Origin of the sequence: Pseudoalteromonas sp. APC 3358 (genome assembly GCF_030408075.1) — a bacterium.
In the GTDB taxonomy this organism is placed as follows: domain Bacteria; phylum Pseudomonadota; class Gammaproteobacteria; order Enterobacterales; family Alteromonadaceae; genus Pseudoalteromonas; species Pseudoalteromonas arctica.
The window spans coordinates 32,893-49,353 of the sequence record NZ_JASDCE010000014.1; the positions used below are offsets into that span (position 1 = coordinate 32,893).

Below are 16,461 nucleotides of genomic sequence, written 5' to 3' on the forward strand. Positions count from 1 at the left end.
ATTCTAAGTTGTTAACATATAAGGTCACTGTTTACGCGCGATATAGGCGTTTGGATCGTTGTAGTTGCAATCTTGTGTCGAATGGTTGCGAATTCAAGGGAATTTTAGATAAAAGTTAGTAAGACGTAAAAAGGCCAAGCAAATGCTTGGCCTTTCAATTTTTTAAATTTAGTAATTTAAATTATTCAGGGGCAACTTCAAGCGTTGTAAATAATGCATAACGTCCTGCATCTACGCCTTCTTCATTTACGGTAACCTTGTTAGAAGTTTCGATTAGGTATAGGCCTGGTTCTTTCCATGTAATTGTAAACATACCTTCTTTATCGGTCGTTACTTTTACTTCTCCACGGTCGTTACGGTAGCGTGTGTCGCCTTTTAAAATACTTACTTCAATGCCTTCACCAGCAGATTTACCATCTTGTAGTAATTGAAAACGTGCTTGCTCACCTACAAATAAATCGTTTGGATGCGTTGGACCGCTAAGCTCTAAGCCAAAACCTAACAGGGCAGGCTTTGAGGTGCCATTTCGGCTTACAAATGTGTCTACTGTTGAAACAACCTTCGTTGTAGTTACATCTTTTGCATTGCTAGGTAACTCGGCGTCTGTTTTCTTACCAAATACACGCTTGCGCTTACCTTCTTCGTTTTTATAGAAGGTCATGTACATTGGCTTTTGGGTCATTGCAATGTGGTAAGTGCCTTGCTCTGTTAAGCTTACCGCAGCTGAGCTTTTACGTTTTAAGTAGTAAGCACGGATCGTTTCAGATACTGGCTCACCATTAGGCGCAAGTGCCATTAATAATGTGTCGTCGTACTCGGCGCCTTTTTCTTTAGGTTTAAAGGCTTTGTCAGGTGCAAAAATTTCGTTTGAAATACTTGCGTCAATCATTACGTAATGCGCTTTATCGCCTGATAAAGATGTATGCGAAGGTAGTAACCAACGTCCGTGTGCACTTGCCGAAGTTGACACTAAAGCAGATAAGCTCAATGCGCCGATTAATGCGGTTTTTAATAAATTAATTTTCATTGTATTTCCTTAAATTTAAATGATTAAGTAGCAGCTACTTAGTGCTTACAGTGACGAAACTTTGTGAAAACTCGTTTTTACCATCAATTGTAATTTTTCCCGACTTTGTTAAATCGAGCTCAACGCGGGTGTAATCTCTGCCGCCTTCTTCGCGTACAACTTCAATATTTAGTAAGTATTTACCTGGTTTTACTGGGTTACCGTCTAAATCGTTACCTTGCCAATTTATAGTGTAAGTACCCGCGCGTTTTGTTGCGCCGCTAATGCCGTCAAAGTTGGCATCGCTTTTACCGGCTTTACGCCACCATTGGCGTAAGTCTTTAAACCATTCTGCTTTTTGTACCCAAAGTGCAAGCGTTGTAACGTGTTTGCGCTCTGGTGTTTCAAGCCAAACTGCAACGTATGGACGGTGATACGGTTGTACTTCTAAGTCGGGAAGCGTTAATTCAACCTCTAGCTGTGGTGTTTGTGCATGCGCTGTTGTTTGAAAAAACGCAGCTACTAGCAGTAATGCGGCGCTTATAAATAATTTAAATTTAACCATTAAGACACTCCTTTTATTTGTGGAACCCAACATAAATAAATAACCAGTGGAGTTGCGACTCCTAGTAAGGTTATCCATATTCCTGCTAAGCGTTTTTTTCTATTTTGAAACAAAATAATCATGCCGGTGATAGCAAATAAAATCATTAGTACGGCAGATATATCAATCACCCAACTCCATACTTCACCGCTGTGGCGGCCTTTATGTAAGTCGCCAATGAGGCTTAAAAAGCCACCTGTTTGGTAATCAAGGTTTAACTCGCCAGTTGTAAAGTCAAGCTCTGCGTAAGCAAACCCAGCAGGCAGTGGGTAGTCGAGCATGACAAGCGCGTCTTCTTTTTCCCACTCAATGCTTTTTACTTTAGTAAGTGCATATTGCTCGGCTAAGTAAGCTTCTATTTCTGGGTAAAGCGTTGGCAAGGTATTTAGCTGCTCATTTGCTTTGGTAACTAGCTCAGCTGGAATTACCGCCGTTACTTGGCCGTTATTTTTGTCGTTTTTAAGCCAATCAATATGGTTGAGCACAATGCCGCTAACACAAAATAAAATAAGCAAAAAAAACAAAGCTGTAGAAATATAAATATGTAGAGCTCGGCTTGTGCTATACAAAGCCCGCTTATTAATAAACGACATAAAAACAGTAAATAAATTAAATTTACAACATGATAATGATTTGCATTAGCTATTACAAATTTACTTACTTATCTTTACATAAAAACTTTAAAACAGAGGTGGTATGCAGGTAAAAAATGAATATTTAATGCTTAGGGGGGCTGGAAGGTCTTAAAATAAGGTAAATCATTACCGATACTTCTATTACTGCAACGAGATAAATAACCCAAATAGGGGCGGCTGAATACAGTAAAAATATAAATCCAATTAACATGCCAATGGCGGCGTAGCATTTGGCTTTAACAGGCACTACTTTATGGGCTTGCCATTGCTGCAGAGTTACACCGTAACGAGGGTGGTTTAACAGCCATTGTTCAAGCGCGGGTGATGAGCGAGTAAAGCAGGTGAGCGCTAAAATAAAAAATATAGTGGTAGGCATGACCGGTAACACAATGCCAATAATACCCAAGGCTACAAGTATTAAGCCAAGCGCTTTAAACCATAAGTTTTTATAACAAATAAACACTGCTTTTATATTCACTTAGGCTCTTTTAGGCGTGTTATGGTATCTCTAATTGTAGGCTAAATAGCTATTAATTCGAAGCTTAAAATCAATAAAAAAGGGCAAACTAAGTTTGCCCTTTTAAAAATAAATGCGGTTAACAGTTTAGAAGTAGTAACCAATATTTATGTTGAAGCGACGTTCTGTATCGCCATCACCAATAATTGTTCCGCCAATAAATGGCTGGTTACGTGCTTGAATAAAGTCGAAGTAACTAAAGAAACCACCTGCAGCAACACTCATACCCGTTACGTTCATCCATGTATCTGCGCTATCGTCAGACTTGTCATAAATAATGCCGTAATCGTTGTAAAATTGAATGTCGGTAACTGGGCCCCAATCAAGCGAGTAATTATAAGCAACGTTAAAGTTAGTCATAGTTGCTTCGCTAGATACAGTATCGTAATAAGCATACGCACCAACAACAAAGCGGTCGCTGCTGTCGTCTAGATCGTAGTCGTATTCACCGTGTTGAAATTGGATATTCCAGTTGTTAATTGTGCTATCAACATGAAATGCCCATGCACCGTAGTTACCTGCACGATCGTTACCGTCATGTAAACCACCACTTAATAGTGATACACCCACATCGGTAGTTATATTTTTGCTGTGCTCAATTTGATATGTTGCACGCCCGGCAAACGTATTGTATTCGCCTATGCGAGAGCCTGGTGCATCGTATGTACCTTCCTCTGCTGAACGACTACCAATAATGTCGTAAGAGTAACGATGGTTAATATCTGAAGAGCCACCGTCTATACCACCTAGCTCATCATTTTTGAAAAAGCCTAGGTCTAGTTTCCAGTTATCTTTAAGTTTACGTTTTACTACTACACCTAAATCAAAATCGTCTTCTAGACCTACGTAATAATTAGTACTGAAAAAGTAGCTGTGTGAGTTGTATGGGCCATTACCAAAAGGCACGGGTGCAATACCTGCTTGTCCTTCCCAGCCATCTGCAAACTCGTAACCTAAGTAAGCATACTTAACAACGGTCATGTAATCGTAAAAACGTATTTCGCCGTTAAGTGAAATATCGTTAATCTCACCAGATACATTTATACGGAAAATATCAAAATCAAAATCGCCACCGCGATCTTGGGTATCTTCATCGTATGTGTTGGTGCTGTAATTAAAGCGTATTGCTCCACCAACTTTAATGCCTTCATCTTTTTTCTCAGGTTCAGCTGCGGCAACTTCAACTACTTTTTGATCAGATTTTTTACTGATGTTTGCAACTTGTTGTTCGTGCTGCTTATTAATTTGCTGTTGTTTTGTTTTTTCATCAGCTAACTTATTTTCAAGCAATTGCATTTGTTGCTTTAGCTGTTTAAGTTGGCTTTGTAGTGTGTCTAGATCATCAGACGCATAAGAAGTGCTTGTAACACCACCTAGGACTAGTGCTAGTGTTAATTTTGAGAGTTTAGTCATAATAGCCGCTCTGCTTGTGATTAAAAAATAAAAAATTCAAGACGTCAAAAAACGCCTTACGTTTAGAGTAAGTACAAAACTATGTATTTTTTTTATTGTTTATTCTTTAGGAGCTTGAGTAAGTGCACCAACTTCTAGAAGGGGCGATGCATCTAATTTATCTGCATCCATCATCGCGGCTACACGCTGCATTGATGAGAGTAAAAGGCTCTGTTCCCACTCAGCAAGCGCAGAAAACTTTTCAATAAAGTGTTCTTGCAATGGCTGAGGTGCTTTATCAAGTAACTCTTTTCCTTTCTCGGTGAGGTATAAGCTCACTCTGCGTTTATCCATTTGACTGCGTACGCGTGTTACTAAGTTTCTGCTTTCTATTCTGTCGAGAATATTGGTGACCGTTGCTGGGCTTAAATTTACGTTTTGAGCAATACGGCTCGCCGTTATTCCATCGGTTTTTTTAACTTCTTGCATTATAAGCAATTGTGGGCCAGTTAAACCCGAAGTTTTATTTAGCTGCTTAGAATGTAAGTCAATCGCGCGGATCACTTTACGTAAAGAAACCAATAACTCGTCATATTTTTGCATTTGCTTATCTCATCGATGGGGCGGTAGTTTGCCGTAATCGCGAAATGTTACACATCAAATAAATTGAATTCAAACAATATATTGCACATTAGGCCGCTTTTGTTGGTTTTTAATAGTTAGAGCAGTAACTAATGTAAAATTATATTGTTTAAATTATAGTAAATTTTCTTAGCATCTTGTGTGCATTAAGTTGCGCACAGTACGTATGTTGTGAATAATTGGCAAGTCTTATTGTATAGACTTTAGTATTATTCATTTACAGCTGTTAGTACAAAGTAATTGTTTGTGAGTTTACTGTATATGTATTAATCGGCAATGAACAAATTCAGCAATCAATATTTAATATCAATAGCGTATACTTTAAGCATGCATTATTGTTTCTGCACAAATATTAAAAATCTTTAGTATCAGTATTATAGGGGAAGGTATGAAATTATCGCCATCAGTTAGCATTGAGCAAAGCGAAACCGGTCTTGAGTTTATTAAAATAGCTAGCTCAAAGTGCGATGCAAAAATATTTTTGCAAGGTGGGCAAATTACCGAGTTTATCCCTAAAAATAACAAGCCACTTATATGGGTATCACAAGACGAAACCTATCAAGAAGGGGCAAGTATTCGAGGTGGTATTCCTATTTGTTGGCCGTGGTTTGGTACACACGCTAATGATGGCTGGCCTGCCCATGGTTTTGCGCGCACAAGCGTGTGGCAAGCTGATGAAGTACACGAATCTGATGAGCAAATTACAGTTAGTTTAAAGCTACCCATGAAGCTTGTTAATACAACGTATTGGCCACATCAGTCAGCATTAAAAGTTGAATTTGTATTAAGCGATAAATTACAGGTTCGCTTAACGACCGCTAACTTAGGGAGTGCGCCATTTAGCTTTACTCAAGCGCTGCATACCTATTTTCCTACATCAGACATTACAAAGACCCATGTAGATGGTTTGCAAGGCGCGCAATATATTGAGTTTAGTGAAGGGCCATTTGTACAAAATGATGTTGTAAGCTTTACTCGCGAAACCGACATGGTTTATACACAAGCAAGTACAATGCAAAGCATTAATACGCCAGAAGGTGTTATTAATGTGAGCCGCGAAAACTCCAGTTCGTGTGTACTGTGGAACCCATGGATAGAAAAATCAAAACGCTTATCTAACTTTGCTGACGATGAGTATAAAACCATGCTGTGTCTAGAGGCCGCTAATGTACTGACAGATAAAGTAACGCTTGAGCCAAAACAAAGCCACACCTTAATAACCACCATTAGTTGGTAAGCTAGTCATAATTAAAAGCAGAAATAGGGACAAATAGTGTTTAACAATCAACAAATAATGGATTTACCAAAGCATAGTGATATTAGCTTTAAGCCATTGGCTGATAAAGCCTTATTACATACACAACTTAGCTCGCTTCTGTTTTATGTACCGCTAATTGGAGCGCTTATTGCTGTTTGTTATTTTAATGAAGCCTTTGCTAATAATGCACAAACGTATTTGCTAATTGGTATGCCAATTTTGGTGGCCGTATCTATGGCGTACAACATAATAAGTGTGAGGTTGCGAGGTTTTGCAGTGCGAAATCATGACATTGCTTTTAAAAAAGGCGTTATTTGGCAACAAGTGACGGTATTACCTTTAGCGCGTGTACAGCATATGGAAATACACCAAGGGCCAATAGAGCGAAAACTTAGCCTTGCGAGTATTAAATTATTTAGCGCTGGCGGTGTAAGTGCCGATTTACAAATTAGTGGGCTAACCCATGATGATTGTAAAAATATGCGCCAATTTGTACAAAACTACCGCCAAGACGACGCAACTACTCAGGCAACTTTAGTCGATGAGTAATGCAACTATCGAAGATAAAGCGAGCCCTATTTACTGGCAAAAAGTATCGCCCTGGGCGCTTTTATACTTTGTTGTGCACTTTAGTGTGCGCTTTGTAAAAGATGGCCTTTTAAACTTACTGCCTATGCTTGTCGTGTTTGTTACTCAAGTAGAAAATAAGTTGTTTTGGGCGCAGGTTGCAGGTGGGATTGCGCTAATTTCGTTGCTTATTTACTCATTTTTATATTATTTAAATTTTAAGTTTTGTATTAGTAGCGACAACGAAATATTGCTTAACAAAGGTGTATTTAAAAAAGAGCGACTTACGCTTAAATTTGGCCGTGTGCAAAACGTTAATATTGCCGAGCCATTTTATTTTACCCCCGTAAACTTAGTTAATTGTATTTTTGATGCAGCTGGCAGTGTGTCACAAGAAGTTGTTTTACCTGGCGTCACAAAAGATTACGCACAGCAAATGCGTAAACAAATATTTGATTTTAAAGCGCAGCAACAACAAGAAGCACCAAATACTGAACAAAGCGAAACAGACACTATCGAAAACAGCCTAAGCATTAGCAATAAAGAAATAGCCAAATTTGGTTTGATGTCGAATATGGCTATTTTAGCAATCGCTGCTTTGGCCCCTTTTATAAACCTGATTGTTGATTTTTTAGAGAAGCAAATTATTGCGAAAGTAGAAGGCTTTTACCAACAAGAGCTTGGTATGCTGGCAAGTGCTGCTACCTTTGCGATGATCACCTTAATTGTTTTGTTAGTTTTGGTGGCTGTAATGCTATCGGTGACTATGTCGCTTATTCGTTTTTATAACTTTGAGCTTTATTTTAAAGGTCAAAAATTTAAACGTATTGCTGGCTTGTTAGAGCGCCATCAGCTTTCTATGAGCATGGATAAAGTGCAATCTATTGTTATTAAGCAAAACTTAATGGGGCGATTACTAAAGCGATTTACCGTTGAGTGCTTGCAAGCAAGTAGCGGCGGGATAGCAGCCGGTGTTGCGGCTAAAAAAAATAAACAAACCTTAGTATTACCTGTATTAAATAGCGAACAAGTTGATAGTGTATGCCAATGGATTTACCCGTGGTTTAATAGTAAAAAACTCGCTTTTAAGCGCGCAGAGCGAGCGCTTTTGTATAAAAATTTAGGCTTTTATTCACTGTTACCCAGTGTATTAGTGTTTGGCTTTTGTTTTATTGCTGATATTAATACTTTGATTAGCCTTGGTGTTTTGGTGGTGTTTTCTGGCTTGGTAACTTTGTCGTATCAGCGTTATGGTTATTACATGCATGAGGATAATGGTCGATTTTACATGGTTGTACGCAAAGGTATGATTGGCGTTCATTACCGTGTTTTTGAGCTTTATAAAGCGCAAAGTGCACGCAGTATAAGTACGTACTTAATGAGAAAATCAGGCTTAAAAAGCCTGTATATACAACTTGCTTCTGGCTTTGTATTTATGCCCTACATAAAGCAGCAAGATGCTGACTTTATTATTGATTTTACAATTAAGCAGATTGAGTCAGATACTCGCAGCTGGATGTAAACTCCCCTAATAAAACATGTGTAAATACACATTTGCACATGCTTTATTACACTTTCTTACTGCCCATGAAAGACATTTAATAATACCCTAGATGGTATTAAGGAATTCTTTTAGGGACGCTCATGAAAAAAACACTTATCGCATCAGCTTTATTACTAGCAGCACCAAGCTTTGCAGCCGATTGGCAAACTATTCATACTGAACATTTCAACATTCACTACAGTGTTGAGCATGCTGATTTTGCTAAATCAACTGCAACAGAGCTTGAAATAGTACGCACCAAAGTGCTTGAGCAGCAAAACAGAGCACTTGATAAAACAGTTGATGTAGTGGTGTTTGATCCCCTAAATGCAGCAAACGGCTTTGCGCTACCTACCTCAAGTAACCCTGTAATGGCACTTTTTACAACCCCACCACAATCCGACACCGTTATATCAAACAGCGCTGGCTGGCAGCAATTACTTGTACTGCATGAATATATTCACTTAGTGCACTTAGCACAGCCTACACGCAATGACTGGCAGCAGAAAGTACGTGGTATATGGGATTTATACGACTTAACCTACAGTGATACGCCGCGCTGGGTAGCCGAAGGTTATGCCACATTGATTGAGTCTAAAATGACGGGTCGTGGGCGTTTGTTTGATAACTACTCAGAGTCAATACTGCGAGAATTTGCTCAACAGGGCGCACTGCCAACCTATGGGCAGTTAAATGGCGAGCAGGGCTTTATGGGCGGCTCAATGGCGTATTTAATGGGTAGTCGCTTTTTAAATTGGTTAGAGAAAAACTATTCAGAACAAACACTCGATAGTGTTTGGACGCGAATGCAAGGCGTAAAAACGCGGAATTTTGATGAGGCATTTAGCGGTGTGTTTGGGCAAAGTGCAGCCAAGCTATATCGCCGATTTATAGCTGAATATACCTATAAAGCAATGCAAATAGAGCAAGGGGAGCCGTTACTTAATAGTGAACTTTGGCTTGAGCTTAACTTATATGCAAGTAACCCAGTACTTTCAAAAGATGGTAGTAAAATTGCGATTGTTGAGCGAGATAAAGAGAGTAATACCAAGCTTATAATTTATAGCACGGATGACAACATTAAAGCGCAAGAAGAGTTTACTAAAGCGCAAAAAGAGCTACTCGAAAACGATGCACAAGATATTCCCGATACAGCGCCCAGTGTGTTTAAGCGCGAACAAAAACAATTGCTTAATCAAATTAACCGAGCCGGTATTGCAAATCCTCAATGGGTAAATAGCACAACTTTATATTTCAATGCGTACAGCAATGAAGAGTCGGGTATTTATAACAAAGTGTCTGACATATTTAGCTATAACACTGACACTGGAAATATTACACAACTTACCGAACTTGCTGGTATACGACGATTTAGCGTAACCAGTAACGGCGAAACCTTGTATGGCGAGCAAATAAGAGATGGCTACTCTGAATTAGTAAAGGTTGATCTCAATACGCAAACCATCACACCATTATTTACAAAAAGCCTTGAGACAACTTACGATTACCCAATACTCAGTCCTGATGAAACTAAATTAGCTTATTTATCAACGTCATTAAATGAAAATTGGCAATTGTATATACAAGGTGTAAACGGCGAACAACAGCTGTCAGTACCTATGCCAAACGGGTATCAATATTTAAGTCAGCCAAGCTTTAGCCATAATGGCGAGTCACTTTACTTTGTTGCAGGTTTAAATAGCGCCACCGATATTTATAACTACAACATAGAGAGTAAAACACTCACCAAGTTAACCCAAGGGCAAGATGCCGTTGCCCACCCAATTGAAATGGCTGATGGCTCGTTACTCTATTTTTCGATAACTGCAGATGGGCCAAATGTAAAAACACTGCCAAAAGCTATAAAAAGCACTGTAGTTACTGAGTTTGCAGCTAACAAAAAAGCACCGCTGCTAATAGTAAACGAACATACACTTCCAAAAGCTAAAATATATAAGCACGAAACTACAGCGCAAACAAATTACAACGTGCTCGACCAGCACGCTACCTTTGCGCTTGGCTCTCAGTATTATTCGGCTTCTACCAGTTTGTTAGATTTAAGCATTAAAAGTAGCGACTTATTAAAGCAGCTCGACTTACAAGCGGGTTATAGCACTGATTTACACGATGGGGCATTGCACGGTGGTTATGTGCAGGCAAAATATAATGCGCTTGATGTAAAACTGAAACTTGCACTGTTTGACTACAATTTAGATACATCGCGCCAGTATCAGCAAAGTCTAAGTGCAGACATGGATGCCCGTGGTGGTTTTGCCGCAATAAGTTATCCCGTTAAATTTGGACAGTTAAGTTTAATGCCAGAGCTTGCCTACAATTACACTGATTATAAGCAAAGCCATAAAAGTTGGACGCGTTTAGGTATTGCTCAAAATTGGCAATATGATCGTCAAGACTTTGCTATAGGCCAAAGTATTTATGCGAGTTGGTACGATGGCAGTAGCAAAAGTAATAATTGGCAAGGTTATGATTTAGCAGCCAAAATTTTTGGTAAAGCGTTTGGTATTCCTCTTTATGCAAACTTTGATCAAAAGCAACGTGACGACAGCAGCCTTGCATTAGGTGGCTTTAGCTCAAATCTTATTAATCAGCAGCAAAATAGTGAATATGTACTTTCATCTGAGCTGCCTTTTTACAGTGCAACTGCAAAGCGCTATCAAGGCTACGGTGGCGGCTTTAGCTTTAAAGAAGGCATGCCGTGGCTTTATTATAAGCAACATCAACTCGACGACACCGTATACGCACAAAGCTACGGCTTAAAATACCAAGGTGATTTTAGCTTTGGAATGGGGCCTGCAGGCGTAAACGATTTAACGTTTAATATGGGACTGTCGCAAGTAGAAGGCGACAGTTTTGAAGATGAAATGCGTGCGTGGCTGAGCTTTTATTATTCCCTTTAGCGTTTAAAGTTAACCACGGTTTGGCTAAGTTATTTGTCCATTTGTAACGACAGTAACTTAGCTTGATATACATCGAGTTTTTGATTATCACGTTCTAGTTCAATTGCTTTCTCAAGTAAGGTTTGTGTTTGTTTAATATTACCTTGTTGATAGCGAACTTTTGCGAGTTCCAAGTATAGCTCAGCAATGTAAGGCGCTTTAGTAATCGCTTGCTCAAGGTGTGCTTTAGCCTGATGAGCGTGGCCAGCTTGTAAGTTGTTTTTAGCGATCACTAGTAATTCGTATGGGTCTTTCTCTTTATTAATTAATTGTGAGGTGAGCTCTTTAACAAGCTCTTTATCGCCTAATTTTTTAGCTAAAAGCTGATAGTTGCTGATTAAATTAATACTTATTTCATTATTACTAAGTGCTGTTTGATAGATGTTTTTAGCGCTTTGTAAATCACCAGCCCGACGATGCAAAACGCCCGCTATATTAAATAATTCAGGATCATTGGGAGTGTATTTGTTTGCTTGTAAAATAAGTGAGTAAGCAATATCCAGCTGTTTGTCTGCCAATGCTATGGCAGCTAAATTACTATAAAACTTAGAAACTAAATCGTTATAGTCTGCGCTGCTTGAATAAAAACTGCGACGGGTAGGGAAGTAGTCGATTAATGTGCCCGCTCTGAAAAACTCAATAATATTATCATCTTTTTTCTCTACTTTTGGAGCATATACTTTTGTTCTAAAGTGATTAGCGACATAAACAACATTATTTTCTTTTGCGTATATGGGCTTACTTGTAACTTCTTGAAAGCTTGTTTCTAACCCAAGAGCTTGTGCGTAGCTTTGCGTTAAAATGGCTAAACTAATGCAATTACCTTGCGAACGCTTTAGGGTTTGAGCTGAAGTAAGTGTATCGCCATGGTATTTAAAGTTAGCTAAGTTGCTTTCGAGGTAGTTGTAAATAATGCGGTCATGACGGATTTCAGACTGTTTTTGTTTTTCGGCATAAGCTAAAAATTTTTCTTTTTCAGCATTTGGCAGCTCGAAAATACTGTACTCAGAAGGAGTGTCGAGTTTATTAAACAAAGAATGGTTTAATAGTTGTTCAAGCTCTACTTGTTGTTCTACTTGCTGAACCTTGGTTGTGTTACATCCAACTAAAAATAAAAAGGTAATACTAATAACTATTTTGATAAATATCATAACCCACTCCTTTGTTAATTTTTACATTACAATGTGGTGGGTTTTTAATCAATGTTATAGATGTTTTTTCTAAAAATTTTATAAATGGACTAATGCTAAATTTACGATGTATAAAATCTTGGCTCAAATACTAATGTGAGCATAGTTTTATAATGAAACACGAATAAACTAAGTCCTCAGCCCTAATACAGAGCTGTAGGCGAAATAACTGTAGTAGCTTTGGGTATGCGCTAAGTAGAGTTTTATTATTCACTTTAAATGACTGTTAAGTAAATGTTATATTCTGAGCTGTTTTAATAAAATAAGTATTTTGACAATGTCATTTAAGCATCAGAAAGTTCCCAAGAGCGTTGTACTTCCAAGCGTCCCCTCCGACGCACCTGGTTTAAGGTATGAAAAGCCAGAACTAGGTAGTAACTATTGGGTTGTTGATGAGTTTTTTAAACATGAAGAAGCAATGGCTATTCGTTCTTCATGTTTAAAAAAAGAGGTTTGGAAGTACGGTAAACCGTATACCAAAGAACTTTGGCCTGGAATGCGCACTCCTAATGCTCTAAATAGTAAACAGCTTAAAAAAATAGAAAAATATGTTAAGTCAGTTATCAAAAAAAATAAATTATGGGTTGCTGATTCCAATAAGGTTGTAGTTGATACCAATACTGCAATTTTAGTGGGGGCTGAAGAAGGGGCTTCTAGGCCTCATGTAGATAATCGTTATTTATGTAGATACGCTGCTGTTTTGTATTTAAACCCTGATCCAATTACCTCTGCCGGTACCTCTTTTTATCGTTTAAAGTATGCAAATGAAGCGGCAGGAGGAAATATTGTCGATCCTCCTTATGCTAACCTTGTTGATGCACTTAATGTAAGTAGCCTTCCATATAGCGCATGGTATAAAGACATAGATATTGAGAATCGCTTTAATCGTTTAATTATATTTAAAGGTAGTATTGTTCACAGTGCATCTGAGTATTTTGGAGATGATTTAAATACTAAAAGGCTGGCGATAACATTTTTTTGGATGTGCGAAGATTAATTAATAATTCTTTTTAGGCAGAAAAATCTTGTCGATAGTAAGGCAAAAATTCCGTTATTTAGTTGTTCTAAATGAGACGCTTTTAATGCAACTAGCGTTAGGTTTACTCCCTCAAAATGACTAAGTATTATTGCGCACTCTCTTCTATAAATAATATGTAGAGTGCTGTTTTTATAATTTATAAATAGCTTATTATTAAATGAATCATAAGCTATTATTTTTAAACGTTAGTGACTTGGCGTTTATTTAAACGGTTTTTTTGTGATTGTTTTTTACGTTTTCGGCGAGTAAACCATAAGTAAAAACCAGTACCTGCTAGCCACACTGGGCTTAAACCAATTACGCACCACAGTATTTTACTTATTAGCCCTGCAAAGTAGCCAAAATGAAGCTTTCTAAAGCTATCAATTACCTGCCAGCCAACGCCTACTTCGCGAATATCCCAGTTAGCTATGTGCTCGCCTGTTAGCTTGTTATAGCTAACCGTATTGGCATACTCACTAGCAAGTGGGTTGGCGGTATCGACTTCGCCGAATAAAGTAATATTTTCGTCAGGTTCGAGTGGCATAACTAAAAACGTGCCGTTAAAAGTGGGTATTTGTTTTTTACTGTCATCAAGTATGTGTTGGAACGAAATCTCGCTACTGTGTAGGTTTTTGGTTAGTACAAAGTGCTCTTCCTCTGCGTGTTCAATAACTTCGTGATACCACACCGCCCAGTTAAAGTAGCCACCTGTGATAGCTAAAATAATAATGATGGGAGATCCTATAACCCCCGTCATTTTATGAATGTCGCTAAGTACAATTTGCAGTGTTGAACGCCAGCGCACACTAAATAGACGCTGCCAAAATTTACGATAAATAATAAGCCCAGTAATACCTAATACCAATAAAAACAGAGCAAAAAAGAAGCCTAGTACAGTGCCTGTTTGCCCTGGCAGGTTTTTAAAGTCGTTCAGTAAAAAAGTGTAATGTAGTTCTAAAAACCAATCGGTAAAATAATGGCTGGTACCAACAGGTTCAGACAAAATGTCACCCGTATACTGGTTTAAATGAAACTTATACCATTGCTCTGTGCCGCGTTTGACTAAGTAAACCCGATCAGCTGTATCATCGTTAAATATTTCCCAACTACCTACTACATATTCAGGGTAAGCATGCTCTGTTTTTGCAATTAACGTGTCGATTGGCATGCGCTCTGGCAGTGCATTTACAACAAAGTGGCTGCTTGGCATAAGTAAGCCATCTATTTCACTTTTAAAAACTAATACGCTCCCTGTAATACTAATAACAATCAATGGAATGATAGCTATTAGAGCGATCCAACTGTGAATTTTAAAAAGAGTTTTTCTCATAGGTAGTTTTATATACAGCAGTTAATGACTTGCGCATGATAACAACTATCATTTTTATTTAATAGTTAGGCGGTGAGGCTTTCTATTAAACCGGTAAACCGTGAACTTAATTCTACGGTTTTTGTATACCTAGCTTGCCAGTACCTAAAACAAGAATTTCTTATTTAGTTGAGTTAAATTTACGCGGCTCTACAATGCCGCGCTCATAGTAAAAGCCTTTTAAAACAAATGTTTATTAAATGTTTTTATTTCTGTGTTTAATTAACATTTATGTAACGAGCGAGGTTGCTTTGGCGCATTATTTGCCTATATTGTCTTCATTTATTTTGGTTTTTAGTTTTTTACCATTACTAAACAAAATTCGAAAAAATCGTAGTGTCTCAGGTTTATCACTATTGATGATGACGTTTGGGTTAGCACAAAGCCTTTATTTTATAACCTACAATATTTATTTTGAGCGTTTTTATATTGCGTTACCATTTATTGTAACTGGTGCGTTAAGCGGACTTATTTTGTATTTTTTTGCACGTTATAACGCAGCTAAACGAGAACGGGTACAGTTGTTTACTATGCTAGGTTTTTCGTTACTGCCTTTTTCACTGCTTTTGAATTCAAGCCTCGATACTGCAACGGTATTAAGCGCTTTAACGTATGTTGGCCTTGTGATGAGTTCGGTACGTGTTATGCCGCAAACTTATAAAACATTGCGTACGGGTAATGTAAGTAATTTAAGCGCGCGCTACTTTAGCTTGCAGTTTATTGCTGGTATTTGCGGCTTAGCTGTTGAGCTTACAACAGCGGCTCCAAGCACGGCGCACTTACTTATGTTTATTATGCTGTTGCTTACCAATGCTGTGCAATTTGGTTGTATGCAATATTATAGAATGCGGCCTGTAATGGCTTAAAGCCAAAATAAAAGTGCTAATTTAGTTTAGGTATGGCAGTTTTAAGCTATTAATCATTACAAAGTTTAAACAATGCAATTAGCTATTCATCAAATTGATGCGTTTACGAATGAGTTATTCAAAGGTAACTATGCGGCAGTGATCCCACTAGAATCGTGGTTAAGTGACGATTTATTGCTAAAGATTGGCGCTGAGAATAACGTATCTGAAACTGCTTTTACCTGCCTGCAAGACGATGGAAGTTTTGTTATTCGTTGGTTTTCGCCGTTAATGGAAATCGATTTTTGTGGTCACGCCACACTTGCGGCTGCCTATGTTTTATGTGAAGAGCATAACATATCGCAAATTCGCTTTATTGCTGATGCGGTGGGCGAGCTAATCGTTAATAAAAACGCTGATGGCAGCTTTGCAATGACCTTTCCAAAACAAGCACCGGTTGAAGTGCAAAATGTGCCTCAGCAACTGCTTGATGGCCTGTCTATGCAACCGAGTAAAGTGCTTAAAAATCGCCAAGCCTACTTTGTTATTTATGAAAACGCCGATCATATACTTGAATTAAAAACTAGCTCAGAGCTTTTAAAAACGCTTTATCCACTTGATGTAGTGGCCACTGCTCCAAGTGCTGAATATGATTTTATATCTCGTTATTTTTGGCCTGCAAGCGGTGGCGACGAAGATTATGTAACAGGCTCTATTCATACTGGCTTGGCACCTTACTGGGCGCAGCAATTGGGTAAAACTACGTTAAGCGCTTATCAGGCTTCAAGCAGAGGCGGGTATTTACTATGTGAAGTGGGTGATACAACCGTCACCTTAACGGGGCATGCTGTAAGGTATTTAAAAGGCACTATTTATATTTGATCTGTGAATTAAGTTATAAAAAAGGCCACGTTA

Annotated in this window: 15 protein-coding genes; 7 read left to right on the forward strand and 8 right to left on the reverse strand. The window is 38.3% G+C overall.

Annotation, left to right across the window (positions count from 1 at the left end):
* Positions 1-181 precede the first annotated feature (181 nt).
* From QL995_RS18070 to QL995_RS18095, 6 genes are all read right to left on the reverse strand, one after another.
* The gene (locus QL995_RS18070) at positions 182-1,027 is read right to left on the reverse strand and encodes a DUF4198 domain-containing protein (protein WP_290294771.1); all 846 of its coding nucleotides are present in this window, start codon (positions 1,025-1,027) and stop codon (positions 182-184) included.
* Between the two features lie 34 nt (positions 1,028-1,061).
* On the reverse strand, positions 1,062-1,571 hold the full coding sequence (locus QL995_RS18075) for a DUF2271 domain-containing protein (RefSeq protein WP_010554527.1): 510 nt from the start codon (positions 1,569-1,571) through the stop codon (positions 1,062-1,064).
* Positions 1,571-2,203 (reverse strand): PepSY-associated TM helix domain-containing protein, encoded by a 633-nt coding sequence (locus tag QL995_RS18080; RefSeq protein WP_007580451.1) that lies wholly within the window; start codon positions 2,201-2,203, stop codon positions 1,571-1,573. The genes QL995_RS18075 and QL995_RS18080 overlap by 1 nt, the downstream gene beginning before the upstream one ends.
* Before the next feature lie 124 nt (positions 2,204-2,327).
* Positions 2,328-2,723, reverse strand: a complete 396-nt coding sequence (locus tag QL995_RS18085; protein WP_007580453.1) for a YbaN family protein — start codon at positions 2,721-2,723, stop codon at positions 2,328-2,330.
* A gap of 126 nt (positions 2,724-2,849) precedes the next feature.
* Positions 2,850-4,175 carry a hypothetical protein gene (locus QL995_RS18090; protein ID WP_007580455.1) on the reverse strand — a complete coding sequence of 442 codons (1,326 nt, stop codon included), beginning with the start codon at positions 4,173-4,175 and terminating at the stop codon, positions 2,850-2,852.
* Between the two features lie 99 nt (positions 4,176-4,274).
* Positions 4,275-4,757, reverse strand: coding sequence for a MarR family transcriptional regulator (locus tag QL995_RS18095; protein ID WP_010554531.1), 483 nt, complete (start codon positions 4,755-4,757; stop codon positions 4,275-4,277).
* A gap of 427 nt (positions 4,758-5,184) precedes the next feature.
* Here QL995_RS18095 and QL995_RS18100 point away from each other — a divergent pair, with 427 nt between their 5' ends.
* The 4 genes from QL995_RS18100 (at position 5,185) to QL995_RS18115 (ending at position 11,082) form a co-directional block, all read left to right on the forward strand.
* Entirely contained in the window at positions 5,185-6,033 is an 849-nt protein-coding gene (locus QL995_RS18100) for a D-hexose-6-phosphate mutarotase (protein WP_290294772.1), read from the forward strand.
* 36 nt (positions 6,034-6,069) lie between these two features.
* Positions 6,070-6,603 (forward strand): PH domain-containing protein, encoded by a 534-nt coding sequence (locus QL995_RS18105; RefSeq protein ID WP_222713915.1) that lies wholly within the window; start codon positions 6,070-6,072, stop codon positions 6,601-6,603.
* On the forward strand, positions 6,596-8,143 hold the full coding sequence (locus QL995_RS18110) for a PH domain-containing protein (protein WP_290294773.1): 1,548 nt from the start codon (positions 6,596-6,598) through the stop codon (positions 8,141-8,143). Before QL995_RS18105 ends, QL995_RS18110 begins: the two co-directional genes overlap by 8 nt.
* Before the next feature lie 122 nt (positions 8,144-8,265).
* Complete coding sequence (locus QL995_RS18115) at positions 8,266-11,082, forward strand: hypothetical protein (RefSeq protein WP_290294774.1); 2,817 nt, start codon at positions 8,266-8,268, stop codon at positions 11,080-11,082.
* 29 nt (positions 11,083-11,111) lie between these two features.
* Here the strand turns inward: QL995_RS18115 and QL995_RS18120 are convergent, their stop codons facing one another.
* Positions 11,112-12,272, reverse strand: coding sequence for a tetratricopeptide repeat protein (locus QL995_RS18120; RefSeq protein WP_290294775.1), 1,161 nt, complete (start codon positions 12,270-12,272; stop codon positions 11,112-11,114).
* 316 nt (positions 12,273-12,588) lie between these two features.
* Here QL995_RS18120 and QL995_RS18125 point away from each other — a divergent pair, with 316 nt between their 5' ends.
* Entirely contained in the window at positions 12,589-13,308 is a 720-nt protein-coding gene (locus QL995_RS18125) for a DUF6445 family protein (protein WP_007580474.1), read from the forward strand.
* Positions 13,309-13,528: 220 nt separating this feature from the next.
* Here the strand turns inward: QL995_RS18125 and QL995_RS18130 are convergent, their stop codons facing one another.
* A complete protein-coding gene (locus tag QL995_RS18130) occupies positions 13,529-14,662 on the reverse strand; it encodes a PepSY-associated TM helix domain-containing protein (protein ID WP_169045212.1) in 1,134 nt (377 codons plus the stop codon).
* Positions 14,663-14,952: 290 nt separating this feature from the next.
* On the opposite strand from QL995_RS18130, the gene QL995_RS18135 reads away from it, so the two are divergent.
* Together QL995_RS18135 and QL995_RS18140 are read left to right on the forward strand one after the other, a co-directional pair.
* A complete protein-coding gene (locus QL995_RS18135) occupies positions 14,953-15,567 on the forward strand; it encodes a PQ-loop repeat-containing protein (RefSeq protein WP_033010146.1) in 615 nt (204 codons plus the stop codon).
* Positions 15,568-15,639: 72 nt separating this feature from the next.
* Positions 15,640-16,428, forward strand: a complete 789-nt coding sequence (locus QL995_RS18140) for a PhzF family phenazine biosynthesis protein (RefSeq protein WP_169045211.1) — start codon at positions 15,640-15,642, stop codon at positions 16,426-16,428.
* Positions 16,429-16,461 lie beyond the last annotated feature (33 nt).

Coding starts and splice junctions, on each gene's coding strand:
- QL995_RS18115 (WP_290294774.1), top strand. CDS start 8,266: ATGAAAAAAACACTTATCGCATCAGCTTTATTACTAGCAGCACCAAGC.
- QL995_RS18075 (WP_010554527.1), bottom strand. CDS start 1,571: ATGGTTAAATTTAAATTATTTATAAGCGCCGCATTACTGCTAGTAGCT.
- QL995_RS18130 (WP_169045212.1), bottom strand. CDS start 14,662: ATGAGAAAAACTCTTTTTAAAATTCACAGTTGGATCGCTCTAATAGCT.
- QL995_RS18100 (WP_290294772.1), top strand. CDS start 5,185: ATGAAATTATCGCCATCAGTTAGCATTGAGCAAAGCGAAACCGGTCTT.
- QL995_RS18125 (WP_007580474.1), top strand. CDS start 12,589: ATGTCATTTAAGCATCAGAAAGTTCCCAAGAGCGTTGTACTTCCAAGC.
- QL995_RS18090 (WP_007580455.1), bottom strand. CDS start 4,175: ATGACTAAACTCTCAAAATTAACACTAGCACTAGTCCTAGGTGGTGTT.
- QL995_RS18070 (WP_290294771.1), bottom strand. CDS start 1,027: ATGAAAATTAATTTATTAAAAACCGCATTAATCGGCGCATTGAGCTTA.
- QL995_RS18095 (WP_010554531.1), bottom strand. CDS start 4,757: ATGCAAAAATATGACGAGTTATTGGTTTCTTTACGTAAAGTGATCCGC.
- QL995_RS18110 (WP_290294773.1), top strand. CDS start 6,596: ATGAGTAATGCAACTATCGAAGATAAAGCGAGCCCTATTTACTGGCAA.
- QL995_RS18120 (WP_290294775.1), bottom strand. CDS start 12,272: ATGATATTTATCAAAATAGTTATTAGTATTACCTTTTTATTTTTAGTT.
- QL995_RS18140 (WP_169045211.1), top strand. CDS start 15,640: ATGCAATTAGCTATTCATCAAATTGATGCGTTTACGAATGAGTTATTC.
- QL995_RS18080 (WP_007580451.1), bottom strand. CDS start 2,203: ATGTCGTTTATTAATAAGCGGGCTTTGTATAGCACAAGCCGAGCTCTA.